22 protein-coding genes are annotated in these 25,165 nt (G+C 68.5%); 12 read left to right on the top strand and 10 right to left on the bottom strand.

Translation table 11 applies throughout. The annotated features are described in order from the left end of the window. Positions 1 to 219 precede the first annotated feature (219 nt). Positions 220 to 3,501: an arabinosyltransferase domain-containing protein gene (locus tag WKC72_RS14225; protein ID WP_370184365.1), complete on the top strand. Its 3,282-nt coding sequence runs from the start codon at positions 220 to 222 to the stop codon at positions 3,499 to 3,501. Positions 3,502 to 3,543: 42 nt separating this feature from the next. On the opposite strand, the gene WKC72_RS14220 is transcribed toward WKC72_RS14225, so the two are convergent. Beyond that, a complete protein-coding gene (locus tag WKC72_RS14220) occupies positions 3,544 to 3,999 on the bottom strand; it encodes a tellurite resistance TerB family protein (RefSeq protein ID WP_037226807.1) in 456 nt (151 codons plus the stop codon). A gap of 112 nt (positions 4,000 to 4,111) precedes the next feature. Further along, positions 4,112 to 4,855, bottom strand: coding sequence for a DUF429 domain-containing protein (locus WKC72_RS14215; RefSeq protein ID WP_112298808.1), 744 nt, complete (start codon positions 4,853 to 4,855; stop codon positions 4,112 to 4,114). A 146-nt stretch (positions 4,856 to 5,001) separates the two neighbouring features. On the opposite strand from WKC72_RS14215, the gene WKC72_RS14210 reads away from it, so the two are divergent. Both WKC72_RS14210 and WKC72_RS14205 read left to right on the top strand, forming a co-directional pair. After that, positions 5,002 to 6,414: a cytosine permease gene (locus WKC72_RS14210; protein ID WP_370183025.1), complete on the top strand. Its 1,413-nt coding sequence runs from the start codon at positions 5,002 to 5,004 to the stop codon at positions 6,412 to 6,414. Positions 6,415 to 6,586: 172 nt separating this feature from the next. After that, on the top strand, positions 6,587 to 6,994 hold the full coding sequence (locus WKC72_RS14205; RefSeq protein ID WP_370183024.1) for a VOC family protein: 408 nt from the start codon (positions 6,587 to 6,589) through the stop codon (positions 6,992 to 6,994). On the opposite strand, the gene WKC72_RS14200 is transcribed toward WKC72_RS14205, so the two are convergent. The 5 genes from WKC72_RS14200 to WKC72_RS14180 are packed head-to-tail and all read right to left on the bottom strand — an operon-like array spanning position 6,991 to position 11,297. After that, on the bottom strand, positions 6,991 to 8,145 hold the full coding sequence (locus WKC72_RS14200; protein WP_370183022.1) for a M20 family metallopeptidase: 1,155 nt from the start codon (positions 8,143 to 8,145) through the stop codon (positions 6,991 to 6,993). The genes WKC72_RS14205 and WKC72_RS14200 overlap by 4 nt on opposite strands. Beyond that, entirely contained in the window at positions 8,142 to 8,813 is a 672-nt protein-coding gene (locus WKC72_RS14195; protein ID WP_370183020.1) for a DUF1028 domain-containing protein, read from the bottom strand. The genes WKC72_RS14200 and WKC72_RS14195 overlap by 4 nt, the downstream gene beginning before the upstream one ends. Further along, a complete protein-coding gene (locus tag WKC72_RS14190; protein ID WP_112298812.1) occupies positions 8,810 to 9,223 on the bottom strand; it encodes a RidA family protein in 414 nt (137 codons plus the stop codon). The genes WKC72_RS14195 and WKC72_RS14190 overlap by 4 nt, the downstream gene beginning before the upstream one ends. Next, positions 9,220 to 10,680 (bottom strand): 4-hydroxyphenylacetate 3-hydroxylase family protein, encoded by a 1,461-nt coding sequence (locus WKC72_RS14185; RefSeq protein ID WP_037226795.1) that lies wholly within the window; start codon positions 10,678 to 10,680, stop codon positions 9,220 to 9,222. Before WKC72_RS14185 ends, WKC72_RS14190 begins: the two co-directional genes overlap by 4 nt. Continuing rightward, entirely contained in the window at positions 10,677 to 11,297 is a 621-nt protein-coding gene (locus WKC72_RS14180; protein ID WP_370183019.1) for a flavin reductase family protein, read from the bottom strand. Before WKC72_RS14180 ends, WKC72_RS14185 begins: the two co-directional genes overlap by 4 nt. 193 nt (positions 11,298 to 11,490) lie before the next feature. Between WKC72_RS14180 and WKC72_RS14175 the strand changes: the two genes are divergently transcribed. Next, positions 11,491 to 12,396: a dienelactone hydrolase family protein gene (locus tag WKC72_RS14175; protein ID WP_128641681.1), complete on the top strand. Its 906-nt coding sequence runs from the start codon at positions 11,491 to 11,493 to the stop codon at positions 12,394 to 12,396. Here the strand turns inward: WKC72_RS14175 and WKC72_RS14170 are convergent. Further along, complete coding sequence (locus tag WKC72_RS14170) at positions 12,354 to 13,031, bottom strand: hypothetical protein (RefSeq protein WP_370183018.1); 678 nt, start codon at positions 13,029 to 13,031, stop codon at positions 12,354 to 12,356. The genes WKC72_RS14175 and WKC72_RS14170 overlap by 43 nt on opposite strands. Before the next feature lie 119 nt (positions 13,032 to 13,150). On the opposite strand from WKC72_RS14170, the gene WKC72_RS14165 reads away from it, so the two are divergent. Further along, positions 13,151 to 14,359 (top strand): enhanced intracellular survival protein Eis, encoded by a 1,209-nt coding sequence (locus WKC72_RS14165; protein WP_128641679.1) that lies wholly within the window; start codon positions 13,151 to 13,153, stop codon positions 14,357 to 14,359. Here WKC72_RS14165 and WKC72_RS14160 read toward each other — a convergent pair. Both WKC72_RS14160 and WKC72_RS14155 read right to left on the bottom strand, forming a co-directional pair. Next, the gene (locus WKC72_RS14160; RefSeq protein ID WP_370183016.1) at positions 14,356 to 15,282 is read right to left on the bottom strand and encodes a LysR family transcriptional regulator; all 927 of its coding nucleotides are present in this window, start codon (positions 15,280 to 15,282) and stop codon (positions 14,356 to 14,358) included. The genes WKC72_RS14165 and WKC72_RS14160 overlap by 4 nt on opposite strands. Positions 15,283 to 15,368: 86 nt before the next feature. Further along, complete coding sequence (locus WKC72_RS14155) at positions 15,369 to 16,910, bottom strand: APC family permease (RefSeq protein WP_370183014.1); 1,542 nt, start codon at positions 16,908 to 16,910, stop codon at positions 15,369 to 15,371. Positions 16,911 to 17,139: 229 nt separating this feature from the next. Between WKC72_RS14155 and WKC72_RS14150 the strand changes: the two genes are divergently transcribed. The 7 genes from WKC72_RS14150 to WKC72_RS14120 all read left to right on the top strand — a co-directional run bounded on the left by WKC72_RS14150 (position 17,140) and on the right by WKC72_RS14120 (position 24,889). Beyond that, the gene (locus WKC72_RS14150; protein ID WP_370183012.1) at positions 17,140 to 19,257 is read left to right on the top strand and encodes an FAD-dependent oxidoreductase; all 2,118 of its coding nucleotides are present in this window, start codon (positions 17,140 to 17,142) and stop codon (positions 19,255 to 19,257) included. Positions 19,258 to 19,265: 8 nt separating this feature from the next. Beyond that, complete coding sequence (locus WKC72_RS14145) at positions 19,266 to 19,631, top strand: cupin domain-containing protein (protein ID WP_037226788.1); 366 nt, start codon at positions 19,266 to 19,268, stop codon at positions 19,629 to 19,631. 35 nt (positions 19,632 to 19,666) lie between these two features. Next, positions 19,667 to 21,163 (top strand): aldehyde dehydrogenase, encoded by a 1,497-nt coding sequence (locus WKC72_RS14140; protein WP_370183011.1) that lies wholly within the window; start codon positions 19,667 to 19,669, stop codon positions 21,161 to 21,163. A 209-nt stretch (positions 21,164 to 21,372) separates the two neighbouring features. Next, positions 21,373 to 21,861 carry an N-acetyltransferase family protein gene (locus WKC72_RS14135; protein ID WP_370183009.1) on the top strand — a complete coding sequence of 163 codons (489 nt, stop codon included), beginning with the start codon at positions 21,373 to 21,375 and terminating at the stop codon, positions 21,859 to 21,861. 31 nt (positions 21,862 to 21,892) lie between these two features. Then, entirely contained in the window at positions 21,893 to 22,879 is a 987-nt protein-coding gene (locus WKC72_RS14130; RefSeq protein ID WP_370183008.1) for an isopenicillin N synthase family dioxygenase, read from the top strand. Positions 22,880 to 23,069: 190 nt separating this feature from the next. Continuing rightward, the gene (locus WKC72_RS14125) at positions 23,070 to 24,449 is read left to right on the top strand and encodes a dicarboxylate/amino acid:cation symporter (RefSeq protein WP_370183007.1); all 1,380 of its coding nucleotides are present in this window, start codon (positions 23,070 to 23,072) and stop codon (positions 24,447 to 24,449) included. A gap of 44 nt (positions 24,450 to 24,493) precedes the next feature. Next, complete coding sequence (locus WKC72_RS14120; RefSeq protein ID WP_037226781.1) at positions 24,494 to 24,889, top strand: nitroreductase/quinone reductase family protein; 396 nt, start codon at positions 24,494 to 24,496, stop codon at positions 24,887 to 24,889. Positions 24,890 to 25,165 lie beyond the last annotated feature (276 nt).

Genomic DNA, 25,165 nt, shown 5'->3' with positions numbered 1-25,165 from the left:
CGCGAAGTGCATTCCGAAGTTCAGCACCGCCGTGGTCCGCGGCACCACCACCATCTCCTCACTCGAGCGGAGCGCCGATCGCGGATCCTGAAACACTTTCACATGTGATCGGCCGGGACCGCGGGCCGCCGACCAGGTCCGTTCCTTGCCTTCGCTAACCATTGGCGCGGATGGGTACTATCCGACGTCGTGACTGACAGCAGGCTGGAATCGGCGAATGTGTCCAGAGACGACTCGGACGAGTCGCCGATCGGGACCCCGCCCCAGTCCTCTCCCCTCGGTCAGTCGGTCCGCTCCGCCCGCCTTCTCGCGATCATCGCCTCCGTCTTCGGAGTGCTGCTCACGCTGTCGCTCCCGTTCCTTCCGGTCGAGCAGGACAGCGCGACCCTCACCTGGCCGCAGAACGGCAGCACCGGAAGCGTCGAGGCGCCGCTCGTCTCCTACGCGCCGCTGAGCCTCGACGTGCAGATCCCCTGTTCGGCGGTCGGTGCACTCGCCGACCGCGGCGGGGTCCTGACGTCCACCGCGCCCGCGGGCGCCGCCGACGCCGGGAAGTACGGACTCGTCGCCAGAGTGAATCCCGCGACCCCGGACGGTCCCGCCGGCGTCGAGGTGCAGTTGCGGAACAAGGTGCTGCTGTCGTCGCCGCTGGACCAGCTGCCCGCCGACTGCGCGCTCGTGGTGTCGTCGGATTCCACACGGACCACCGCCGGTTTCGTCGGGGTGGGCGAGGACGCGCCGACCGTCGTCGACGGCGACCTCCGACCGCAGATGGTGGGCATCTTCAGCGACCTCGACGGTGCGGTGCCCGACGGCTTGCGGGTGACGGCCCAGATCGACAGCCGATTCTCGTCGACGCCGTCGACGATCAAGTTCGTGGCCATGGTGGTGGGTGCGCTCGCGACGATTCTGGCGCTGGTGGCGCTGCACCGTCTCGACAACGTGGACGGGCGCCGGGCACGACGATTCCTGCCCACCCGCTGGTGGTCGTTCGGGGCGGTCGACGCCGTCGTCCTCGGCACGCTGGTGCTGTGGCATTTCATCGGCGCCTCCACCTCCGACGACGGCTATCAGTTCAACATGGCCCGCACCTCCGAGGCCGCGGGCTATATGGCCAACTACTTCCGCTGGTACGGCGTCCCGGAGGCGCCGTTCGGTTCTCCGTACTACGACGTCCTCGCGGTGCTGGCGAACATCACCCCGGCGAGCCCGTTCGTGCGACTGCCCGCGCTGCTCGCCGGCATCGTCGCGTGGCTGGTGATCAGCCGTGAAGTCGCACCGCGACTCGGCGCCGCGGTCCGGGGCAACCGGCTCGCGCTGTGGACCGGCGGCCTGGTGTTCCTCGCGTTCTGGCTCCCGTACAACAACGGTCTGCGGCCCGAGCCGATCGTCGCGGTGGGCGTGCTGCTCACGTGGTGCTCGGTGGAACGTGCCGTCGCGACCCGGCGACTGCTGCCCGCCGCGGTGGCGATCCTGGTCGGTGCGGCGACCCTGACCGCGGGCCCGTCCGGGTTGATCTGCTTCGGCGCCCTGGTCGCGGGCGCCCGGCCGATCTTGCAGATCGTGATCGCGCGGGCCAAGACCGTGGGATACGTCGCATTACTCGCGCCGCTCGTCGCGTCGGGGACCGTGATCCTGGTGGCAGTGTTCGCCGATCAGACCCTCGCCGCCGTCATGGAGATGCAGCACGTTCATGCGATCGGTCCCAACGTTCCCTGGTTCGACGAGTACCTCCGCTACCAGTACCTGCTGAACATCTCCGTCGACGGTTCCCTGTCCCGCCGGTTCGGCGTGTTCGCGATGGTGCTGAGCATCGCCGTGACGGTCCTCGTGATGTTGCGCAAGGGCGGCCGGATTCCCGGGACCGCGGCCGGCCCGTCGCGACGGCTCATCGGTATCACGCTCGCCGCGATGGGGCTGATGATGTTCACGCCCACCAAGTGGACGCACCACTTCGGCATCTACGCGGGCCTCGCGGGGTCGCTCGCCGTCCTGGCGTCCGTGGCGGTGAGCACCGCCGTGGTGCGCTCGCCGCGCAACCGCGCCCTGTTCGCGGCCGCCGTGCTGTTCCTGCTCGCGATGTGTTTCACCAGCACCAACGGGTGGTGGTACGTGTCCAGCTACAGCGTCCCGTGGTGGGACAAGCCGGTGTCGATCGCCGGCCTGGGCGCCGGCACGATTCTGCTCGGCGCCACGCTGGTGATGCTGCTGATCGCGGCGTGGTGCTACTTCCGCGAGCCCTACACCCGGGCCGACTCCGTGCGGCGACGCCGGTTGTGGGCGATCCCGCCGTTGACGGTGGCGGCCGCCGCGATGGTGCTGTTCGAGGTGCTGTCGATGGCGAAGGGCGCGGTCGCGCAATACCCCGCCTTCTCCCTCGCCCGTTCCAACGTCGACGCCGTCACCGGTGCACCGTGCGGTCTCGCCAACGACGTCCTGCTCGAAACCGATCCGAACGCGTCGCTGCTGCAACCACTGTCCGGTGACGCCGCCACCGCCCTCGCGGGCACCGGCACCGTGGGCTTCACACCGAACGGCGTCGCCGGCGACCTCAGTGCCGACGAGGAATCGTCGGATGCGGGCGTCGCCAACTCCGTCAAGACCGACAACACCGATCAGACGGCGTCGAGCAACGCCGCGGGCACCGGCGGCGGCGCAGGCGCGGTGGGTGTCAACGGCAGCGCGGTGGCCCTGCCGTTCGGCCTCGACCCCGACCGCACGCCCGTCCTCGGCAGCGACGGCAGCGACGGCAGCGACGGCGACGCGTCACTGACCACCGGCTGGTACCGGTTGCCGAACCCCGACGCGGACGCCGGGGCGGGCGACATCGTCTCCATCGCCGCGGCGGGCCGCATCCACTCCGTCGACGCGGACGGCGTCGTCACCTACGGCCAGAACCTCGAGGTGGAGTACGGCACCACGCAACCGGACGGCGCGGTCGGGGTGTCGGGACGCGTGACGCCGATCGACATCGGCCCGGCACCGTCGTGGCGCAATCTGCGCGTTCCGCTGGACTCCCTGCCGGACGATACGGATGTCATCCGTCTGGTGGCGTCGGATTCGGACAGCGACCCGCAGCAGTGGCTGGCGGTGACGCCGCCGCGTGTTCCGCGGACGCAGACACTGAACGATGTGATCGGATCCGATGCGCCCGTCATGATCGACTGGGCTGTGGGACTTGCCTTTCCGTGCCAGCGACCGTTCGACCACCGCGCGGGTGTCGCGGAGGCGCCCGAATACCGGATCCTCCCCGACCGTCCCGGCGCGATCATGACCAGCCTGTGGCAGGACCGGTACGGCGGAGGACCGCTGGGCTGGATCGAGATGACCCGGGCCAGCCGCACCATACCGTCGTATCTGCGCGACGACTGGGACCGCGACTGGGGCGGAGTGGAGCAGTACTCGCCGCTCGACCCCGGCGCGAAGACCGCGGAGATCGACACCACCCGGATTCAGCGTTCGGGCTTGTGGAACCCGGCGCCGATCATCACGGCCTACTGAGCGTCGGTGACGCGCCCGCCGCCGGGCGCGTCACCGATCACGTCAGAGTTCGAATTCCGCCGGGGCGATGCCGACGGCGAAACACGCGTCGCGCACCACGTTTCGCTCGTGCTGGTCGAAGTTTCCGTCGGCGCCACCGATGACGATGCCGATCTGGATGACGGCACGTGCCTGATCCTGCTTGGACTTCAGCTTCGCGACGGTGGCGGTGGCCTCGATCTTGCCGAACTCGAAATCCGACTGCAGCTTGCTGCAGTACCAGTCGAACTTCTGACTCAGCTCGTCCGACGGGAACACACTCAGCGCCTCGTTGCTGGTGATCAGCGCCGCGGTCTTCTGCCGCTCGGACGGGTCGATGGTCCCGTCCGCCGCGGCGATGAGGGCGCACATGGCCATGCTGGCGTTGGCGAACTCCTTGTTCTGGAACTGTGCCGTCTTGGTCTTGAGCTGGCCGTTCATCTCGAACGCCTTTGCCTTCAGCTGATCCCAGAAAGCCATTGGACTCCTTCTTCGTGTGCCCACGCACGGTGCGTGTGGTGTCCAATTTGCCAGGTTTCACCCGAGGGCGTCACCGCGGTCGGTCTACCAGCACAGTCGCAGAAATCCGCCGCTACGGCCGCAACGACTGCAGGTCTCCCGTCGGCACGTGAATCCAGCCTTCCCGTTCGGCGACGGCGCGGTCGTCGCCCTCGGGTAGTGCCGTGCAGCCGACGGCCGCGGCCCGCGCGATGACGGCGGCCAGCACGGCGTCGAGGGCGTCGTCCGACTCGCGGCAGATCGTCTGAAATGCACCGAGATCCAACCAGTCCGCGGCCGCCAGGAGCGCGTCGACCAACTCCCCCAGCGTCACCCGGTTCTGGGCGCTCTTGTATCCGCGCGACACCAGGCCCCAGGTGCGCAGCGCGGCCGCCGGATACGCCTCCACCACGCGGCCGTCGACGCGGCCGACGTCGACGCCGAGCCGGCCCAGGTCGGCGAGGATTCCGGCGCAACGCAACGCGACGTGCGCGATGAGATCCGCCGACACACTGAGCGGGGATATCCCCGTCGCCGCCTGCACCACGAGGTCGGTGCGCCGCTTGGTCAGCGGACGACGCCCCTCTCGGTTCGCGAGACCGCTGGTCGCGGACAGTCGGCCGGCGTGGTGCTCGGACACCATGCGGACGAACGCGTCGGGCCAGCCGAAAGGTGCATCGATACCGGCCCTGTCGCACGCGAGCACGGCCTCGGTGACGGCGTCGTTCCCGGCTCCCAGCCGGACGGACTCGACGCGGGCCACACCGCCGGACCAGTCGACGATCGCCAGGGCCGTCTTCTTCGGTTCGGCCGCCAGGTCGACTCCCACGGTGCGCATCGACCCAGGCTAGCCCGACCTGCTGAATCAGGAGAAGTGATGCAACGCATCAGTTAGTTGTTCTGTACAGATTCACTGCCTCCGACCATTGTGGTCTGCACTACTCGACCTAGAAGTGGCGCACTTGCGCGCCGTTCGGAGGATTGATGCCCGACACCCACGTCGCCCCGATGCTGGAGAAGCACACGATCGGGTTCGTCCCGGAATCCGATCGCCACGGCAAGGTTCGCGATCTGTTCACGCTGTGGTTCGGCGGCAACCTCGCCCCGCTACCGATCGTGACCGGCGCCCTCGGCCCCAGCCTGTTCGGACTCTCGCTGTGGTGGAGCCTCGTCGCGTTCGTCGTCGGACATCTCGCCGGCGGAGCTCTGATGGCGTTGCATTCGGCGCAGGGACCGCAGATGGGGATCCCCCAGATGATCCAGAGCCGCGGACAGTTCGGCACGTTCGGGGCGCTCATCATCGTGGTGATCGCCGCCGTCATGTATCTCGGGTTCTTCTCGTCGAACATCGTCCTGGCCGGTCAGTCGATGCACGGGATCGTGAACGGCATACCCGTGGACGTGGGGATCGTGGTCGGTGCCCTCGGCTCCGCCGTCATCTGCATCATCGGCTACCGGTTGATCCACATCCTCAACCGCATCGGAACCTGGGTTCTCGGAATCGGAATCCTCGTGGGCTTCTTCGCCATCCTCACCGGCGACCTGCCGTTGGACTTCCTCACCCGGGGCGACTTCAACTTCGCCGGCTGGCTGGCCACCGTGTCACTCGGCGCACTCTGGCAGATCGCGTTCGCGCCCTACGTCTCCGACTACTCGCGGTACCTCCCCAAGGACGTGGGTGTGCCGTCGACGTTCTGGGCGACCTACCTCGGCTGCACCCTCGGCTCGTTCCTCGCCTTCGCGTTCGGCGCGGTCGTCACGCTCGCCGCACCGGTCGGCATGGGCACCATGGACGGCGTCAAGGCGACGACGGGAAGCCTCGGCAGCATCATGCTGGTGCTGTTCCTGCTCAGCGTCATCAGCCACAATGCGCTGAACCTCTACGGCGCCGTCCTCGCAATCATCACGTCGGTCCAGACCTTCCGTGCCCGCTGGATTCCGACCGCCCGCGCCCGGGTGATCCTCTCGACGATCATCCTCGTCGCGGCGTCCGTCGTCGCCATCGCGCTGTCGGCCGACTTCGTCTCGCACTTCGTCGATCTGGTAGTCGTGCTGCTCGTGGTCCTGGTGCCGTGGACGGCGATCAACCTGATCGACTTCTACATCATCCACAAGGGCGTGTACGACCTCGACTCGATCTTCCGCTTCGACGGCGGCATCTACGGCCGCTTCAACTGGACGGCCATCACCGCCTACCTGTTCGGCATCGTCGTCCAGATTCCGTTCATGGCCACGTCGCTCTACACGGGCCCGGTGTCCGCGTTCCTCGGCGGCGCCGACCTGTCCTGGGTGGCCGGACTGGTGGTGACCGGACCCATCTACCTGCTCCTGGCGCGGCGCGGCTCGACCGGGGCGAAGACCACCTCCGGTGCCACGCGTGAGCCCGCGCGGCTCTAGACCCCGAACAGCGCACCGCCCGAGCCTGTTACAGGTTCGGGCGGTGCGCTCTGTGCGTAATGCCCCACCCCTGTCCGCTCGGGCAGGGTTTCGCCGTTGCCACCACGCGGCGGGGTCTGCTCGCTAGGGTCGAAAGAAGAGACCGATTCACCGGAGAAGAGAGTTGTCGCAGATGTCCAGTTTCCCGGGCCTCACCCACGTCGCGATCACCGTGTCGGACCTACCGGCCAGCACCGCCTGGTACACCGCATTGTTCGGATCAGCCCCCGTGCTCGACGAGGACGAGGAATCGGGAACCTTCCATCACACGGTGTTTGCGCTCGACGGCGGCATGCTCTTCGGCCTGCACACGCACCCCGGCAGCGGCGCTCCCGCACGGTTCGACGAACGGCGGGTCGGACTCGACCACATCGCGTTCCAGTGTTCTCCCGACGCACTGCCCGGGTGGGTGGAGCGGCTCGATGCCCTCGGCATCGAGCACGGGGGCATCAAGAATGCGCACTACGGATCCGGCATCTCGTTCCGCGACCCGGACAACATCGCGCTCGAATTCTTTGCTCCGCCCGTGAGTACTTCCTAACGTCGGGCGGTTAACAAGTACTCACGGGTGGCGGAGCCGCAGGCGTCGAGCAGGGTGAGGGCGAGGGCCAGCGCGCCGTCGACGGCCGCCCGGTCTGCAGCGGGCGCGGCGCTGGCCGCGGCGAACTCGGCCTGATGGTTGACGGCGGGCGCGGAGTCGATTCCGATGTAGGGGTGGATCGCGGGAATCACCTGCGAGACGTTGCCCATGTCGGTGGACGCCCGGTTCATCAGCGAGTCCGCGCCGGTGCGGAACACGCGGCCCAGCCCCTCGGCGTGCCGGACGTACGACGCGAGCAGCACTTCGTCGGTGCGGAACTCCGAGTACGGTTCGCTTTCCGGGGCGATGGTCAGTTCACAGCCGGTTGCGACGGCGCCGGCCTCGAAGCAACGGGCCACCCGGGGCTCGATGCGGGCCAGTTCCTCCAGCGTCTCCGCGCGTACGTACCAGCGACCTTCGGTGCGCTGGGGAATGGCGTTGGGCGCCTCTCCCCCACGGGTCATCATCCCGTGTACTCGCGTGCTCGACGGAAGCTGTTGGCGGAGCAGCCCGATGGCGACCTGCGCCACGGTGAACGCGTCAGCCGCGTTGACGCCACGTTCCGGGTACGCGGCGGCGTGTGCCGCCTTGCCGTCGTACCGGATGTGGCTGTGAGACACCGCGTACGGTTCGGCCCGGGCGACGTCGACCGGGCCGGGGTGGGTCATGACGGCGGCGTGGACGCCCTCGAACGCTCCACGTTTCAGCATGTCGATCTTGCCGCCCCCGCCTTCCTCGGCGGGGGTGCCGAGCACCGACAGCGTGATGCCGAGTTCGTCCACGAGTGGGGCGAGGGCCAGCGCCGTCCCCACCGAGATGGCGGAGATGACGTTGTGCCCGCACGCGTGCCCGAGGCCGGGGAGCGCGTCGTATTCCGCGCAGACCGCGAGGTGCAGCGGTCCGGAGCCGACGTGCGCGCGGAATGCGGTGGGCAGTCCCACGTACTGCTGCTCCACCGTGAAACCGGCGTCCGACAGCACCCCGGCCACCCGGACGCACGAGCGTTCCTCCTCCCACGCGACCTCGGGGTGGGCGTGAAGGTCGTGCGACAGAGCCAGGATCCGGCCTTCCGCCCTCCTGGCTCCGTCGCGAACCGCGGCGTCGGCGCTCACAGGTCCCCCGGCACGCCGTAGGACGGGGCGGCCGTCGGGTCGACACCCCGCACCCGGTAGTCCCGTTTCTGCGGTTCCCACACCGTCCACAGCCGGCGCAGTTCGCCGACCGGGTCGTCGTGCCAGTCGATGCGCAGATCGGTGACGGGCCAGGGCACGTCCTCGACCACCTGGATTCCCGCCGAGTGCACGGGCCCCGCCTCGCCGCCGGCGGTGACGGCCGCGGTGAGTCCGTCGAGCAGTCTGCCCTCGAACGTCGGGGCCGTGCTGGACACGTAGCCGAACAGCAGCGACCGGATGACGCCTTCGTCGCGGAGCATGTTGCCGGCGACGGCGGCGCCGCTGCCCTGCGCACTGCTGTGGACGCCCAGCGTCTGCGCGCCCGAGTGCACCGCGGTGCCGCCGTCCGCATCGACGACGACGACCTGGCGGTACTCCGGGAACTTCTCGTGCGCGAGTGCGGTTTTCAGTGCGGTCTCGGCATTCGCACCCGACGCGAGCGCGTCGAGTCCGATTGGGCCCAGCTGCGGATTGGTCACGTTCTGGGAGGCGACGACACCGACCCCGGACCGCACGTGCAGGCAGCGTGCGGCCACGGCGGGGCTGGAGGAGCAGACGACCATCCCGAACGCGCCCCCGGAATCACGGGCGACGAGTGAGAACGTCATGAGCTGATCACTGCCGTCGCGTCGATCTCGACGAGCCATTCGGGCCGGGCGAGGGCGTCGACGACGATGCCGGTGGACACCGGGTGCACACCCTTCAGCCAGCGTCCGACCACCCGGTAGACGGTCTCCCGGTATCGGACGTCCACCAGGTAGACGGTGACCTTGACGACGTCCTCGAGGCGACTGCCCGATTCCTTCAGCAGCATCGCGATGTTCGCCATCGCCTTCTCGGCCTGGGCCTCGACGTCGCCGATTCCCACCGACTCCCGGGTGTCGAGGTCCTGCCCGATCTGTCCGCGGAGATACACGACTCCGCCGGCGACGACGGCCTGCGCGAGGTCGTTGTCGAGGTTCTGTTCCGGGTACGTGTCGCGGGTGTTGAACGGGCGGATGCGGGTGTGGGTGGTCATGCCGCACCTCCGTCGACGTTGTCCGACAGCCCCGCTGCGGCCTTGACCAGCCCGAGCGGACCGTCGAAGTCGAAGTTGCGGTACACGGCGGCGAGCTGCGCGAAGGGCGGCGACTGGGCGAAGAGCTGAAACGTCAGGCGATGTCCCGCGTAGTCGCTGTTGAGGAGGTCGCGGGCGAACGCGAGGAGCTTGCGACGGTCGTCGGCCACCCAGTTGTCGTTGATGGAGTAGAACTTCTCCAGCCACGGTGCGACGTCGGGGTCGGCGAACGTGGCGGCGTCCGGGGTGATGCAGATCTGGCCGCCGCACAGCTCGCGGGCGATGTGCATCATCGCGGGCAGCTGGCTGAGCGCCATCACCCGGCCGGTGTAGAGCAGGGACTGGTTGGGCATGAGCAGGCCGCCGGGGCTGGGTTCGGCGAGCGAGATGGCCGCGGTGAGGTGGGCGTTGATCGTCTCCCGGTAGCAGGCGAGCTGGGCGAGCTTCTCCTGCACCGCCTGCTGCTTCTCGAGGCCGCTCTGCTTGACGTTCCACAGTGCGGATCCGATCATCAGATCGGCGAGGTGCAGCGTGCGCTGCACGAACGGGAACGCGCTGTAGCGGTGCAGGGTGGAGCGGATGAACGTGGCGGCCCGGGTGTGCCGGTAGAACAGGACGTCTTCCCAGGGAATCTCGACGTTGTCGAACACGACGAGGGACTCGACCTCGTCGACGCGGTTGGCGAGCGGGTAGTCGGCGGACGGCGCGCGGCCGGCGAACCCGTTGCGGGAGATGTACTTCAGGCCCGGCGCACCCATGTCGAGCACGAATCCGACGGCGTAGTCGGACAGTTCACTGTTGCCCCAGTTGGCGATGGTGGGTTTGGTGAACGCCTGGTTGGAGTAGGCGGCGGCGGTCTCGTATTTCGCGCCGCGCACGACGATGCCGTTGTCGGTCTCCTTCACGACGTGCAGGAGCATGTCGGGGTCCTGATCCTGCGGCGCCTTGGACCGGTCGCCCTTGGGGTCGGTGTTCGCCGACACGTGGAACGGGTCCTCCCGGACAGAACGCTCCAGGTGGCGGCGGATGTTCTCCGAGAAGCGCGGGTCCACCTCGTTGAGGACGTCCTGACCGTCGAACAGCGACCACATCTCGCCGATGGTCTCGTCACCGACACGGGTGACCACTCCGCGGGTGTCCTCGAGCACCAGGTCGACGGCGGCACGCTTGTCGAGCCAGTCCTGCTGCGTGCGGGGAAGCTTGTTGGCGATGGCGTTGCGTTCGCCGGATTCGGGATCTACGTAGGTCATCGCGTCCTGGGTGGCCTCGTCGTGCGCGAGGTCGTAGATGCGGGCCCGCACGTCGACGATCGGCTTGAACATGGGGTGGTCGGCCACGTCCTTGACGCGTTCCCCGTCGACCCAGACCTCACGGCCGTCCCTGATGGACTCCCTGTATTCGTCTCCGGTGCGGATCATTTCGTGCTCCTGGTCCTCGGCGCGGGGTGTGCGTCCGGGTAGTCGGGAAAGGTGGAAGGTTCGAATGCTGCGGGCTTGCTGTAGGTGTGGGAGGCGTACACGAGCGGTTCGCCGGGGTGTGCCTCCACGGCGGCGACGCGCCCGATGTAGACGCGGTGGGTGCCGGCCTCGATGACGTCGTGGACGGTGCAGTCGAACGACGCGATCGCGTCGTGGACGCGGGGCGAGCCGGATTCGCCCACGGTCCAGTGCCCGCAGGTGAAGTCCCACCGCTGCTTGCCGGGCCAAGGGCGGCCGGCGAAGGTGTCTGCGACGTGATCATGCTGGGTGGCAAGCACACTGACGCAGAAGACGCCGTTCTCGGAGATCGCGTCGTTGACCGGGCTTCGTCCGTGCAGGCAGACCAGCACCAGCGCCGGGTCGGCCGAGACGGAGCACATCGCGCTCACGGTCTGTGCGGCGCGCCCGCCGGGGCCGTCGGTCGCGACGACGGTGACTCCGGTTGCGACGGTGCCCATGGCCGCGATGAAGTTCACGGTCGAGCTGTCCGGAATCGGTGGGGCCACCGATGTTCGGGCCGTCGTTTCGACGGCTGCGTGACGGTCAGCGATCGGCATGACGGGCTCCTTTCTATGTGCGGTGAGCGAGGAGTTCGTGCCGTTGCACCAATCTTGAGGTCCCCGGCGAAATCTGTACAACACAGATAAGTGGCGCACTGCATAAGGAAAAGTGATGAATCGGGAACCGATGCCGACCACGGCTTCGACCAGGGATAATTCCCTACATCAGCCGATGCGGACGGGGACGATCATGACGCCACTGCAACGCTATATCGCCGAAGAGATCGCGATCGACCATGCTGACGGGCTGCTGTCCCGCCGCGAGGCGTTGCGAAGACTCGGCCTCATCGGTCTCGGCGTGGCGGCGGCGTCCTCGTTGCTCGCCGCATGTTCCACCGACAGCGACGAGTCGCCGACCTCGGCGCCGGTGACACCCGGCGGAGCGACGCCCCCGCCACCGGGAGCGGCCGACGCCGTCGGGACCGAAGCCGTGACGTTCCCCGGCCCGGACGGCCGGGTCCTGCAGGGTGCGTGGGCCGCCGCGGCCTCGCCCCGCGGATCGGTCCTCGTCATCCACGAGAACAAGGGCCTGACCGACCACATCCGTTCGGTGGCGGGCCGATTCGCGGGTGCCGGCTACTCCGCGCTCGCCCTCGACCTCCTCTCGGAAGAGGGCGGGACCGCGACGTTCACCGATCAGGCGCAGGCGACCGCCGCGCTGGCCACCGTGCCGCCTGCGCGCTTCGTCGCCGACATGAAGGCCGGTATCGACGAACTCGGGCGTCGGGTGCCGGACGAGAAGATCGCGGCGGTCGGGTTCTGTTTCGGCGGCGGGATGGTGTGGCAACTCCTCGCGTCCGGCGAGCCGCGGCTGGCGGCGGCGGTCCCCTTCTACGGTCCCCTCCCCGAGGGCGCCGACTTCTCCGGGTCGAAGGCCGCGGTCCTCGCCATCTACGCGGAATTGGACGCCCGGGTGAACGCGTCCCGCGACGCCGCGGCCGCCGCACTCGCGAAGGCGGGGCTACCGCACGAGATCGTGACGGTTCCGGGTGCCGATCACGCGTTCTTCAACGACACCGGGCCCCGCTACAACGCGACCGCGGCAGCCGAGGCCTACGAACGTGTCCTCGCCTGGTTCGGCGAATACCTGGGGTGAGGCGGGCGCATCAGCAGTGCGGCTACGAGGAAGCAGACCGCGCCCACGAACGTGCCCAGATCGGCGATCGTCGGGTTCTTCAGCGCGTCGGTGCCGGGCACGATGTACGCGCCGACCGCGGACACCCCGAACGCCACCGACCCGATCATGTTCAGCCAGGTGCTGCGCCAGTTGCGGGCATGCGGATCCCACAGCTTGTCGGTTTCGGTGGTGGCCACCACCGCCAGGCCACTGGCGACGAGGAACGCCGTCGACCCGAAGAGGTCGGGACGCCACCCCCACACCCGGTCCTGTTCGACGGTAAGGCTCTGGATCAGCACGACCCCGGTACTCACGTTGAACAGCAGGGTGCCGACGAACTGGATCAGCGCCGCCCACCAGTCGTAGCGTTCGACCGTCGCGGATTCCTCCCCGGGCACCGGCCTCCCACTGAGCCGCAATTGGATGAATCCGGCGGTGGTGAAGAACAGCGACCCGACGAAGTAGGTGATGTTGTCGACCTCGGGGCCCACCGCCTGCCCGTACACCCGCGTGGCCGCCAGCCCGAACAGGAAGGAGCCGATCACGAATCCCCAGGACTCGCGGCGCAGCCGGAGCGTTCGGCGCGGCGCGGACGAGGTGTGGTCGCTCGACACCGTGACGTCACCCCCTCACGGGTCGGCAAGGTTTCAGACTCTCCGAAAGCGCGCACCGGGTCAAGGTCGGACGCCGAAATTCGGCTGCGAGTCGACGTGGGGTGTGCCAGTGTCGGGGAATGACGACGACCACCGCCGGCATCACGATCAGAACGGCGACCGAACAGGACTGGCCGAAGATCACCCTGCTCAACGAGATCTGCTTCGTGACACCGCAGAACGAGGAGTTCACCGCCCACTGGCGGCAGCTCGTCAGCGGCGCGCCGCCGATCATCGCGGTCGACGAGGACGCGGTGGTCGGCGCCACCATGGACATCCCCATGACCGTCACCGTTCCCGGTGGCGAGGGCGTTCCCGCGGCGGGCGTCACCGCGGTGACGGTCGCCCCCACCCATCGACGCCGTGGCCTCCTGCGCGCGCTCTACACCGAACATCACGCCCGCATCCGGACGTCGGGTGTCCCGCTGTCGCTGCTCACGGCCAGTGAGGGCGGGATCTACGGGCGCTTCGGGTACGGACCCGCGACCGTCGAGACCACGTCGAGCATCGACCGCCGGTTCGCCGTGCCGCACCCGAGGGCACCGGACCCGGGTGGTGTGCGGATGGTCCATCCCGCGGAGGCCCGGGTCGCGTTCACCGACGTCTACGACCGCTGGCAGCGGGTGACCCCGGGGGCGCAGGTCCGGCCCGGGATCGTGTGGAATCGGATCTTCGCCGACCGTGAGAGCGAACGTGGCGGCGGCACAAGCCTGTTCGGGCTGGTGCACGACGACGGCTACGTGCTCTACCGTCGCGTGTCCGGCGACAACGGAACCGTCGCCCGGGTGGAGGAGATCCGCACGGTCACGCGCGACGCGCATGCCGCGCTGTGGCGGGCGCTGCTCGGCCTGGACCTCGTGCGCCGCATCGAAGCGCACCTCACCCCCGAGGACCCACTGCCGTATCTGCTGACCGACGGCCGGCTGGTGCGGACCACCTCGCGCCACGACGAGCTGTGGGTCCGGATCATGGACGTGCCCGCCGCACTCGAGGCCCGCAGGTACCGAACAGACCTCGACGTCGTGATCCAGGTCGACGACGGGTTCCTGGACGCCGGCGGGCGGTTCGCGCTGACCGTGCGGGACGGCACCGCGATGTGCATCCCGACCGACTCGACCCCTCAGGTGGTGCTCGACCTGGACGTGCTGGGCAGCCTGTACCTCGGCGCCCACCGGGCACGCACGTTCGCGGCCGCGAACCGGCTGCAGGCTGCGGACCCCGACGTCCTCGACCGTGTCGACCACGCCTTCGGCGCCGACCGCGACGCCCAGATGGGGTGGCCGTTCTAGCGGCCCGAACCCGCCTGTTTCGCGAACACGGCGCGCGCCCGTTCGGCGACGGCCCGGGCCCGCGCCGTGCTCCGCACACCCTTCAGCCGGGCGAGCACCACGGGCAGGCCGGGAACGTCGTCGGCGATGGGCAGCGTCGCGACCCGTCCGCCGTCATACGTCCGGCCCTCGGCGGGCCGCTGATTGAGGATCGAGAAGCCGTGGCCCCGGGCGACGAGTCCGCGCACCGTTTCGTAGCTCGCCGACCGGTACCGGACCACCGGCGTGACCCCCGCCGCCGTCAGCATCGCCAGGAAGTAGTCGCGGCTGCTCGGCAGGTCCAGCAACACCATGGGTTCGCCCTCGAGGTCGGCGAGGGTGATCGCAACGTGGCCGGCCAGCCGGTGGTCCGGCGGAAGGATGACGTGCGGTCGGGCCACCCCGAGCGTCTCCGTCTCCATGTCTTCGCCCAGCGCGAGGTCGTAGGTGAGGGCCAGTTCCGCGGTGCCGTTCCGCAGCGCCGCCCGCACCGCCTCCGCCTGCGTCTCGACGACCTCGACCTCCAGATCGGGATGCTGATCGCGCAGGTCCGATATCAGTGTCGGGAGGATGAACGGGGTGAGGGTGACGAAGCAGGCCAGGCGCACCGTTCCCCGGACGTTGTCCTCGTGGCCGCGCGCCGCGTCGAGAACCTCACCGAGGTGGGCGAGGACGCTGCGGGTGTCGCGGAGCATTTCCTCCCCCGCCGCGGTGAGGACCAGCCCGCGGGATCGTTGCCGGATGAACAGCTGGGTGCCGATCTGGTGCTCGAGCTGGGAGATCGCGGACGAGACCGCCGACTGCGCGACCATCAGTTCGTCGGCGGCCTTCGTCATGCTGGAGAAGTTCGCGGCCTCGACGAAGTACCTGAGTTGGGTGAACGTCACGTCGGGTCGTCGTTGCATGCGCTCTCCTCGGGATCTGAGGCCACCAGGATTGCAGGTCTCCGACCGGGGAGCCACCCACGACACACGCGGTGGCCGCGGCACCATCAGCGGGCGTCGGCCTTCATGAGGCCGGGGTCCGGCTCCGAGCCGGGGCCGTCCTCCCGCGCGATGCTGGGGCCACTCGCGGACCGCACGGACCTGCCGCGCACGTATCCGACGGCGCCGAGGAGCGCGAGCACGGCCAGCGTCCCGAGGGTGAACAGTTCGAACGTCCCCTGGCTCACTCCCCAGATCTCGTCGAAGTCGTACTCCAGGCCGAACACCGACTCCAGAGTTCCGGGGAAGACCGCCACCCAGGAACCGAGCAGCACCCACGCGAAGCAGAGGATGCCGAGGACGCGGAAGCCCGCGTTTCCGGTGGGAACCCGGAAGGGCCGCACGACGTCCGGGAAACGCGTGCGCAGGCGAATCGCCGACGGGATGACGATCAGGTAGCTGAGCAGGAACGTCGAGATCGAGATGGTGAGCACGACCGCGAAGATGGAACCGCCGGAGCCGGTGATCTGCATGGCCGCGATCATGAAGACGGTGGCGACGAGCCCCGACAGGAAGTTGACGCGCACCGGCGTGCCGAGGCGGGGATGGAATCGGCCGAAGAATCCGCCGAAGAACGCGCCGTCGGCGGCCGCCATCGCCTGCATGCGGTCGCTGATGATCATCCACGCCGCACCCTGGGTCATGAGGATGACCGCGAAGATCACGCCGGTCACCGTCAGCATGGCGGGTGCGGCGGGACCGTAGACGCTGTAGACGGTCGCGACCGCCTCGAGAAGTCCGCCGACACCGGTGATGTCGTCCGCGGGCACGACGAGCAGGATGGCGAAGATCGGCAGCAGGTAGGACGCGGCGGCGATGGCGCAGGCGCGGGCGATCGAGATCGGGACGTCGCGGGCCGGGTTCTTCATCTCCCCGGCGGCGCTGTTTCCGGATTCGAACCCGAGGTAGGAGAACAGCAGCAGCGGCGTCACGCCGAGTAGCCCGGTCAGGGTGGGGCTGAAGTCGCCCGCCGAGATGCCGGCAAAACCGTTCTTCGCGGCGTAGATGCCGGTGGTGACGAGGAAGAACAGCAGGAAGACGATCTTGAGGAACGCGCCGACCGTCGGAATCCATTTGCCGCGAGCCAGACTCACGACGGCCGCGAGCACCGTGAGCCAGATGAAGACCAGTTTGAACAGGTAGTCCGTCACCGACCCCTCCTCGAATGCAGAGACGTAGTGGTTCCAGGTCTCCGCGGCGATGAACGCCATGGACCCACCGACCCACACGGGCTGCGTCACCCACGTCAGCAGCGACGCGAGGGCGGCGAGGGGCCGGCCGAACGCTCTCCGGACCCACACGTACACACCGCCTTCGCCGGTGAACGTGCTGCCGATCTCGGCGAAGATCAGGCCGTACGGCAGCAGGAAGAACACCGCGAGAACCAGTGCCCAGGTGAACGTCTCCGCGCCGAAGGTGGAGACCTGACCGAGAACCTCGACCGACACCACCGCCGCGACGATGAGGAAGACGATGTCGAAACGGCCGAGTGACTTCTTCAGGTGTTGTGTCTGTTCGTCCGCCAGGGCGGTGGGGGTGTTGTCGCTCATCGATCATGCCTCTCACGTCGCAGTGATGCCGGTCACTACTCTCGTCCGCACTCGGCAAATCTGTACAGCACAAAGATCAGGGGTACTGCATCAGTTCTCCAGATGGGAAGGCCGCCGAATTGGCATCTGAATAACTGATGCAGTGGCACGAAAAGATCCTGTTGACTGTTGTGGCCGCGCGGACCGACGATTCTGGCACTGCACGAACCGACAGCGTGAGGAACCCACCGTGCGTGATCCGCGATACGACATCCTTTTCGAACCGGTCAAGATCGGACCGGTCACCGCCCGCAACAGATTCTTCCAAGTCCCGCACTGCAACGGCATGGGCTACCGCGACCCGTCCGGGGAGGCCTACATGCGACGCGTCAAGGCCGAGGGCGGCTGGGCCGTCGTCTGCACCGAGCAGGTCGAGATCCACCCCACCTCCGACATCGGCCCGTTCATCGAACTGCGCCTGTGGGACGACCAGGACCTGCCCGCCCTGACCAGGATCTCCGAGAAGATTCACGAGGGCGGCTCCCTCGCCGGCATCGAACTCGCCCACAACGGCCTGAACAGTCCCAACCTGATCAGCCGCGAGACCCCGCTCGGCCCGCAGAATCTGCCCGTCGTCTCCTGGAACTACGACCCCGTCCAGGCCAGGGCGATGACCAAGTCGGACATCACCGACCTCCGGCACTGGCACAAGGAGGCGGTGCGCCGGTCGCTGAAGGCCGAATACGACATCGTCTACGTGTACGCCGGGCACGCGATCGGCGGCCTGCACCACTTCCTGTCCCGCCGCTACAACAACCGGACGGACGAGTACGGCGGCAGCCTGACCAACCGGGTTCGTCTGCTCCGCGAGATCCTCGAGGATTCGCGTGAGGTCGCCGACGGGAAGGCCGCTGTCGCGTGCCGCATCTCGGTCGACGAACTCCTCGGCGACGAGGGGATCACCCGCAGCGAGATCGAGGACGTGATCGGCCTGCTCGGCGAGACGCCCGATCTGTGGGACTTCGTGCTCGGCAGCTGGGAGGACGACTCCGTCACCTCACGGTTCGGCCCGGAGGCGGAGCAGGAACCGTACGTCCGCGGACTGAAGCAGCTCACCACGAAACCCGTCGTCGGTGTCGGCCGCTTCACCTCACCCGACACGATGCTGCATCAGGTCAAGAGCGGCATCCTCGACTTCATCGGGGCCGCCCGCCCCTCGATCGCCGACCCGTACCTTCCGCGCAAGATCGAGGAGGGGAACCTCGAGGACATCCGGGAGTGCATCGGCTGCAACATCTGCGTGTCCGGTGACTTCACGATGTCCCCGATCCGCTGCACCCAGAACCCGACGATGGGCGAGGAGTTCCGGCGCGGGTGGCACCCGGAGCGAATCAAGGTCCGCTCGACCGATTCGAATGTCCTCGTGGTCGGTGCCGGCCCCGCCGGACTCGAGGCGGCGCGTGCGCTCGGGCAACGCGGCTACAACGTCAGCCTCGCCGAGGCGAGCAGGCAACTCGGTGGTCGCGTGACCCGCGAGTCCAGACTGCCCGGCCTGTCCGCGTGGATCCGCGTGGTCGACTACCGCGAACAGCAACTTCGCAAGCTCGCCAACGTGGACGTGTTCATGGAGAGCGAGATGACCGCCGACGACGTCATCGAGAACGACTTCCACCACGTGGTCGTCGCCACGGGCTCGCACTGGCGCCGCGACGGCGTCGGCCGCTGGCACACCCACGCCGTCCCCGTCGACGAGCACGCCGACGTCCTGACCCCCGACGACGTGATGGCCGGGCTCCGCCCCCAGGGAAACAAGGTCGTGCTCTTCGACGACGACCACTACTACCTCGGTGCGGTCGTCGCCGAACTCCTCGCCGAGGAGGGATTCGACGTCACCCTGATCACGCCGGCCGCGCACGTGTCGCAGTGGACGACGAACACCATGGAAGTGGTCCGCATCCGCAAGCGAATCATCAAGGCCGGTGTGCACGTTCAGGTGAACCGTGCCGTCACCGCGGTCACCCCGCAGGGCGTGCGCACCGTGTGCGCGTTCACCGGCGACGAGCAGTTCGTCGACGCGGACAGCGTCGTCCTCGTCACCGCGCGGCTTCCGAAGGACGGGCTGTTCCACGAACTGCGGTCGCGCGAATCCGAATGGGCCGACGCCGACCTGCGCAGTGTCCGCGGCATCGGTGACGCCTGGGCCCCGTCCACGATCGCGGCAGCGGTCTGGTCCGGCCACCGGTACGCCGAGGAACTGGACGAACCACCCGCCCCGGGCCCGGTCGCCTTCCGACGAGAAGTCACCGGACTGTCCATCGAACCCGTCGAAACATCCTCCGTCCCCCCACTCGCCAACGCACAGAACTGAGGAACACCATGACCGCAGTGCACCCGATCCCGACCGACGCCCGGAACATCGCGGCGATGACACCCAGTGCGTACGTCACCGCGGACACGCTCCAGGCGGGCGATCCGAAGGAACACGAGATGGTCCACCTGAGCAGCGGGGACGAGAAGTTCACCATCGGCTCGTGGCGCGCGGAGCCGTATCGCGAGTACATCGAGTGCTACCCGGGCGACGAATACACCCGGGTGCTGGAGGGTTCGGTGACGTTGACAGCGGACGACGGCACCTCACACACCTTCGGTCCCGGCGACGCGTTCACCCTGACCAAGGGGTGGCGCGGCGAGTACCGCGTCGACGAGCCCCTGCTCAAACAGTTCGCCATCTATGTTCCCTGATCGCACACCACCACTTTCGAGCCCGAGGGATGACGATGCCTGACCCGACCACACTCGACGACTGGACCCGGCTCGCCGCGGCGATCACGCCGCGCCGGGAGCTCTTCATCGACGGCGCGTTCCGTCCCGCCAAGTCGGACGAGACGTTCGACTCGATCAACCCGGCCACCGGTGAGCTGCTGGCACGGGTCGCGGCCGCGGACGCCCCGGACGTCGACGCCGCGGTGCGGTCTGCGCGGGAGGCGTTCGACTCGGGCGTCTGGTCGCGGAGCCCGGCGTCCCACCGCAAGCGGGTCCTGCTCCGGCTCGCCGAGCTGATCCTCGAGCACCGTCACGAGCTCGCCCTGCTCGACTCCCTCGACATGGGCAAGCTCGTGGTGGAGGCGCTGACCGTCGACGTCCCCTCGGCCGCTGAGCTTTTCAGGTTCTACGGCGAGGCCCTCGACAAGATCGGCGGGGAGATCGCGCCCACCGAACCCGGGAGTCTCGCCCTCGTCTCCCGCGAACCTCTCGGGGTCGTCGGGGTGGTGGTCCCGTGGAACTTCCCACTCGACCTCGCCGTGTGGAAGCTGGCGCCTGCCCTCGCAGCGGGCAACAGCGTCGTCCTCAAACCCGCCGAGCAGGCCCCGCTGTCGGTGCTGCGACTGGCCGAACTCGCCACCGAGGCGGGGCTGCCCGACGGCGTACTGAGCGTCGTCCCGGGGCTCGGCGCCACCGCCGGGGCGGCGCTGGGCCTGCATCCGGACGTCGACGTCGTCGCCTTCACCGGCTCGACCGCGACCGGGAAGCGGTTCCTCCGGTACGCGGCGGACTCGAATCTGAAGCAGGTCTGGCTCGAATGCGGAGGCAAGAGCCCCAACCTGGTCTTCGCGGACGCCGATCTCGGCGAAGCGGTGGAGAAGGCGGTCTTCGGCGCGTTCTACAACCAGGGCGCGGTGTGCTCGGCCAACTCCCGGTTGCTGGTCGAGGCGTCGGTGGCCGAACAGGTGACCGAGGCCCTCGTCCGCAGGGCGTCGTCGATCCGCCCCGGCAATCCGCTCGATCCCGCGTCGACGCTGGGCGCGATCGTCGACGAGAACCACGCTCGCACCGTCGCGGGGTTCATCGACCGGGCCCGGCCCGACGGCCGTGTGCTGCTGGGCGGCAACAGGACCACCGTCGACGGCCGGGGATCCTTCGTCGAACCGACGATCTTCGCGGACGTCGCACCGACGGCCGAGGTGGTGACCCAGGAGGTGTTCGGACCGGTCCTCACCGTCCAGACGTTCACCGACGAGGCCGAGGCCGTCCGGGTGGGCAACGACAGCATCTACGGTCTGGCCGCCTCGGTGTGGACCGAGAACCTGAACCGGGCCCACCGCGTCTCGTCGGCGCTGCGAGCGGGAACCGTCTCCGTCAACACCGTCGACGCCATCAGCGCGCAGACCCCGTTCGGCGGATTCAAACAGTCCGGGTTCGGCCGCGACCTCTCCCTGCACGCGATGGACAAGTACACCGGGCTCAAGACAACCTGGATCCGGCTGCGGCAGTGAGGGTCACGACACCGAGCTCAGCCCCCGACCTCGGTGGGCGAATGTACCCCTCGGCGCTGCCGAGGCGCCCGCGGGTACATTCGCCCCGAAACGTGGCACCCCACGTCAGCCCGTCGAGACGTTAAGCTGGCGCCATGTTTGCCCTCGTCCCCTCGGAACCCGATCCTCGATTGCGTTGTCTCCCAGCACTTCACGGCCACACGTCCACGATGCCCTCGATCACCGTACGCAGGCTCGACACGAGTGACTGGGGGTCGGTGCTCCGGATCTATGCGGAGGGCATCGCGACACGACGGGCGACGTTCGACACGCAGACCCCGACGCGGCCGGAACTGGACGCACGCTGGCTGGACGAACACCGGTGGGTGGCCGAGGTGGACGGGACGATCGCCGGATGGGCGGCCCTGTCCCCCGTGTCCTCCCGGCGCTGCTTCCGCGGGGTGGCCGAGAACTCCGTGTACACGGCCAGAGAGTTCCGCGGGGCGGGCGTCGGGACCGCGCTGATGCAGCGGCTCATCGACGAGGCCGACTTCTCGGGCATCTGGACACTCCAGGCGTCGGTGCTGGCGGTGAACACCGGGTCCATCGCCCTGCACCACGCAGTCGGCTACCGGACCGTCGGGGTGCGGGAGCGGCTCGCACAGATCGACGGCGTCTGGCACGACAGCGTCCTGCTCGAGCGGCGCCGGGAGACCTGACACCGCGACCACCCGGGGATACCGTGGAGGAATGCTCCCCGTGATCGATCTCGCCGAACTGGACACCCCGGCCGGTCGGGAACGACTGCGGGAGATCACCCATCACGTCGGGTTCTTCTACCTCGACGGTCACGGCGTGGACCGGGAGCTGCTCGATCGGGTGTTCACCGTCGCGCGGGAGTTCTTCGCCCTGTCCGACGACGCCAAACAGTCGATCGCGATGCTGAACAGCCCCCATTTCCGTGGCTACAACCGGGTGGGCGGCGAACTGACCAACGGCGAGACCGACTGGCGGGAACAGATCGACATCGGCCCCGAACGGCAGCCGATCCCCGGCGCCGCCGACTACCTGCGACTGCAGGGTCCCAATCAATGGCCCGCCGATCTCCCCGACCTCGAGAAGACGATCGAGGCCCTCGACGCCGCACTCGCCGACGTCGGGATGCGACTGCTGCGGCACTGGGCCGCGTCACTCGACGCCGATCCGGCGATCTTCGACGACGCATTCGCGCACGCCCCCGCCACGCTGATCAAGGTCGTCCGCTATCCGGAACGGCCGAGCGCCGACCACACCGGAGAGCAGGGCGTCGGCGCCCACAAGGATTCCGGCGTGCTGACGATGCTGCTCCTCGAACCCGGGTCGTCGGGACTCCAGGTGGAAACCGAGACCGGCGACTGGATCGACGCGCCCGCCCGCGCCGGCTCGTTCGTCGTCAACATCGGCGAACTGCTCGAGGTCGCGACCGGCGGGTACCTGAGGGCCACCCGGCACCGCGTGCTCACCCCGGCCGGTGCGCCCGAGCGACTGTCCGTGCCGTACTTCCTCAATCCTGCCCTCGACGCCACCGTCCCGACCATCGGGCTGCCGCCGCACCTGGCCGAACGTGCCCGCGGCATCGAACTCGATCCGGCGAATCCGCTCTATCGCACGTACGGCGAGAACGCGTGGAAGAGCCGCACCCGCGCGCACCCCGACGTCTACGCCCGCTGGTATCCGGGCGAGGCCGAACCGGAGTAAACGCGCGCCGCCACCGGGAGTATTGTTCCCGCAGTGTTGTTCCTGACCTCTCGGCGCTACGTCGACCTCCGCCTGCAGGCGAGCGCAATCTGTCCGCGCTCGCGCTGACGCACCTCTCCACTCAGGACTCTCTCTCGCCGTATCCGCCCCACCGGGCGACGTTCCACGGCCCCATGCGAAAGGCACACCCATGCCCAGTCCCGCGCTGTCCACGCGCGCCGAGACCACCTCTCGACGCCGTCTACCCCAGTGGGCCACATCCTTCGGCCCCCAGATCGTCACCGGGCTCGTCGTCGGCGTCATCCTCGGACTCGTCGCCCGCGCCATGCCCGTCGCCGCCGACGGCAACGAGAACTGGCTCGTCGGAACCGTCCACACCATCGGCTCCAGTTACGTGAAACTCCTTACCGTCGCGGTGATCCCGCTGGTGTTCACGGCCATCGTCAGTTCGATCGCCAACCTGCGCGAGGTGGCGAACGCCGCGCGCCTCGCGGTCCAGACACTGCTGTGGTTCGCGATCACCGCGTTCATCGCCGTCGTCATCGGGATCGTCATCGGACTCGTCACCCAGCCCGGATCCCACACGACCGTCACCGGCGCCGGCAAGGAACCGGCCACCACCGGCTCGTGGTGGGCGTTCGTCACGGGCCTCGTGCCCAGCAACTTCCTCGGCCTGAACGCGAAGACCACCCTCACCGAGGGCGCCGCCAGCACGTCGCTGAGTTTCAACGTGCTGCAGTTGCTCGTCGTCGCGGCCGCGATCGGCATCGCCGCACTGAAGGTCGGCGCCAAGGCCGAACCGTTCCTGCAGTTCAACGCGTCACTCCTCGCGATCGTGCAGAAGGTGCTGTGGTGGATCATCCGCCTCGCACCGATCGGGACCGCCGCGCTGATCGCGAACGCCGTCGCCACCTACGGCTGGGACGCCATCGGCTCGCTCGGCTGGTTCACCGCCGCCGTCTACATCGGCCTGGCCATCGTGTTCCTCGTCGTCTACCCCGTCCTGATCCGCGCGCACGGACTGTCGGTGCGCGCCTTCTACTCCGGCGTCTGGCCTGCCACGCAGCTCGGCTTCGTCTCCCGTTCGTCGATCGGCACCCTGCCCCTCACCGAGCGGGTCACCGAACGCAATCTCGGTGTCCCCCGCGAGTACGCGTCGTTCGCGGTGCCGCTCGGGTCGACCACCAAGATGGACGGCTGCGCTGCCATCTATCCCGCGATCGCCGCGATCTTCGTCGCCGAGTTCTACGGTGTGCCTTTGTCGTTCACCGACTACCTGCTGATCATCGTGGTCTCCGTGATCGGATCCGCGGCCACCGCGGGCACCACCGGCGCCACCGTCATGCTGACGCTCACGTTGTCGACGCTGGGACTGCCCCTCGCCGGTGTGGGCCTGCTACTCGCCGTCGAACCGATCGTCGACATGGGCCGCACCGCGGTCAACGTCACCGGCCAGGCCCTCGTCCCGACGATCGTCGCGAAGCGGGAAGGCATCCTCGACGAGTCCCGCTACAACGCCGAGCGGACCGGCGACCCGTTCGAGGACGACGAGGCGGTCGCAGCGGCGTAGCGAAATGCTCGACGAGAGCCTTCCCCGCGTGGAAGGCTCTCGTCATGGCCGACATCGACGCGATCAAACGACGGATCGTCATGCAATTCCAGCGGCACGTCGCCAACCCGCTCTCCCGGCGACTGTCGAGCCAGACGCTCCTCGAGACCACCGGCCGCGTGAGCGGACAGCCCCGCGTCACACCCATCGGGGGCCGGCGAACGGGCACCGAGTTCTGGCTGGTGTCCGAGTTCGGTGAGCGGTCGAACTACATCCGCAACATCCGTGCGAACAACGCCGTTCGCCTGCGGATCCACGGCAGGTGGCACGCGGGAACCGCCACGCTGCTCCCCGACGACGACGCCCGCGCCCGGCTGGCGGAGCTTCCCCGGATGAACAGCCTCGCCGTCCGGGCCGTCGGCACCGACCTGCTGACCGTCCGCATCGATCTCACCGACTGAGATCCGCCCCGCAGACGCCCACCGAAAAGTCGTCCGCACCCCGCATCAGCGTCGGCATCTGACCAATGCCCGTGCATCTGCATACCCGCACCAGCGGCCTGGCCAGGTGTGATGTTCGCAACTCGGCGTTCGCCTGCACGCCCGGCGCGGATTTGCTACCGCTCGTCGGCTGCGAATCGAGCAGCTTGCAGTAAAGACTTAGCCTCGGCTAATCTGCGATTTCGCGCGGACCTGCGAAGGTTCCGCACCTCAGACAACGACGTCTGCCTCACCGGC

Source organism: Rhodococcus wratislaviensis (assembly GCF_041228765.1).
GTDB lineage: Bacteria > Actinomycetota > Actinomycetes > Mycobacteriales > Mycobacteriaceae > Rhodococcus_F > Rhodococcus_F wratislaviensis.
Note: the sequence above shows the minus strand (reverse complement) of the source record. Positions and strands in the feature narration are given on the sequence as shown.

Excerpts from the sequence above, each read along its gene's own strand:
- WKC72_RS14185 (WP_037226795.1), bottom strand. The coding sequence starts at position 10,680 with ATGATCCGCACCGGAGACGAATACAGGGAGTCCATCAGGGACGGCCGT.
- WKC72_RS14165 (WP_128641679.1), top strand. The coding sequence starts at position 13,151 with ATGACGACGACCACCGCCGGCATCACGATCAGAACGGCGACCGAACAG.
- WKC72_RS14195 (WP_370183020.1), bottom strand. The coding sequence starts at position 8,813 with ATGACGTTCTCACTCGTCGCCCGTGATTCCGGGGGCGCGTTCGGGATG.
- WKC72_RS14205 (WP_370183024.1), top strand. The coding sequence starts at position 6,587 with ATGTCCAGTTTCCCGGGCCTCACCCACGTCGCGATCACCGTGTCGGAC.
- WKC72_RS14190 (WP_112298812.1), bottom strand. The coding sequence starts at position 9,223 with ATGACCACCCACACCCGCATCCGCCCGTTCAACACCCGCGACACGTAC.
- WKC72_RS14120 (WP_037226781.1), top strand. The coding sequence starts at position 24,494 with ATGGCCGACATCGACGCGATCAAACGACGGATCGTCATGCAATTCCAG.
- WKC72_RS14210 (WP_370183025.1), top strand. The coding sequence starts at position 5,002 with ATGCCCGACACCCACGTCGCCCCGATGCTGGAGAAGCACACGATCGGG.
- WKC72_RS14125 (WP_370183007.1), top strand. The coding sequence starts at position 23,070 with ATGCCCAGTCCCGCGCTGTCCACGCGCGCCGAGACCACCTCTCGACGC.
- WKC72_RS14180 (WP_370183019.1), bottom strand. The coding sequence starts at position 11,297 with ATGCCGATCGCTGACCGTCACGCAGCCGTCGAAACGACGGCCCGAACA.
- WKC72_RS14145 (WP_037226788.1), top strand. The coding sequence starts at position 19,266 with ATGACCGCAGTGCACCCGATCCCGACCGACGCCCGGAACATCGCGGCG.
- WKC72_RS14220 (WP_037226807.1), bottom strand. The coding sequence starts at position 3,999 with ATGGCTTTCTGGGATCAGCTGAAGGCAAAGGCGTTCGAGATGAACGGC.
- WKC72_RS14160 (WP_370183016.1), bottom strand. The coding sequence starts at position 15,282 with ATGCAACGACGACCCGACGTGACGTTCACCCAACTCAGGTACTTCGTC.
- WKC72_RS14140 (WP_370183011.1), top strand. The coding sequence starts at position 19,667 with ATGCCTGACCCGACCACACTCGACGACTGGACCCGGCTCGCCGCGGCG.
- WKC72_RS14175 (WP_128641681.1), top strand. The coding sequence starts at position 11,491 with ATGACGCCACTGCAACGCTATATCGCCGAAGAGATCGCGATCGACCAT.
- WKC72_RS14135 (WP_370183009.1), top strand. The coding sequence starts at position 21,373 with ATGCCCTCGATCACCGTACGCAGGCTCGACACGAGTGACTGGGGGTCG.
- WKC72_RS14155 (WP_370183014.1), bottom strand. The coding sequence starts at position 16,910 with ATGAGCGACAACACCCCCACCGCCCTGGCGGACGAACAGACACAACAC.
- WKC72_RS14130 (WP_370183008.1), top strand. The coding sequence starts at position 21,893 with ATGCTCCCCGTGATCGATCTCGCCGAACTGGACACCCCGGCCGGTCGG.
- WKC72_RS14215 (WP_112298808.1), bottom strand. The coding sequence starts at position 4,855 with ATGCGCACCGTGGGAGTCGACCTGGCGGCCGAACCGAAGAAGACGGCC.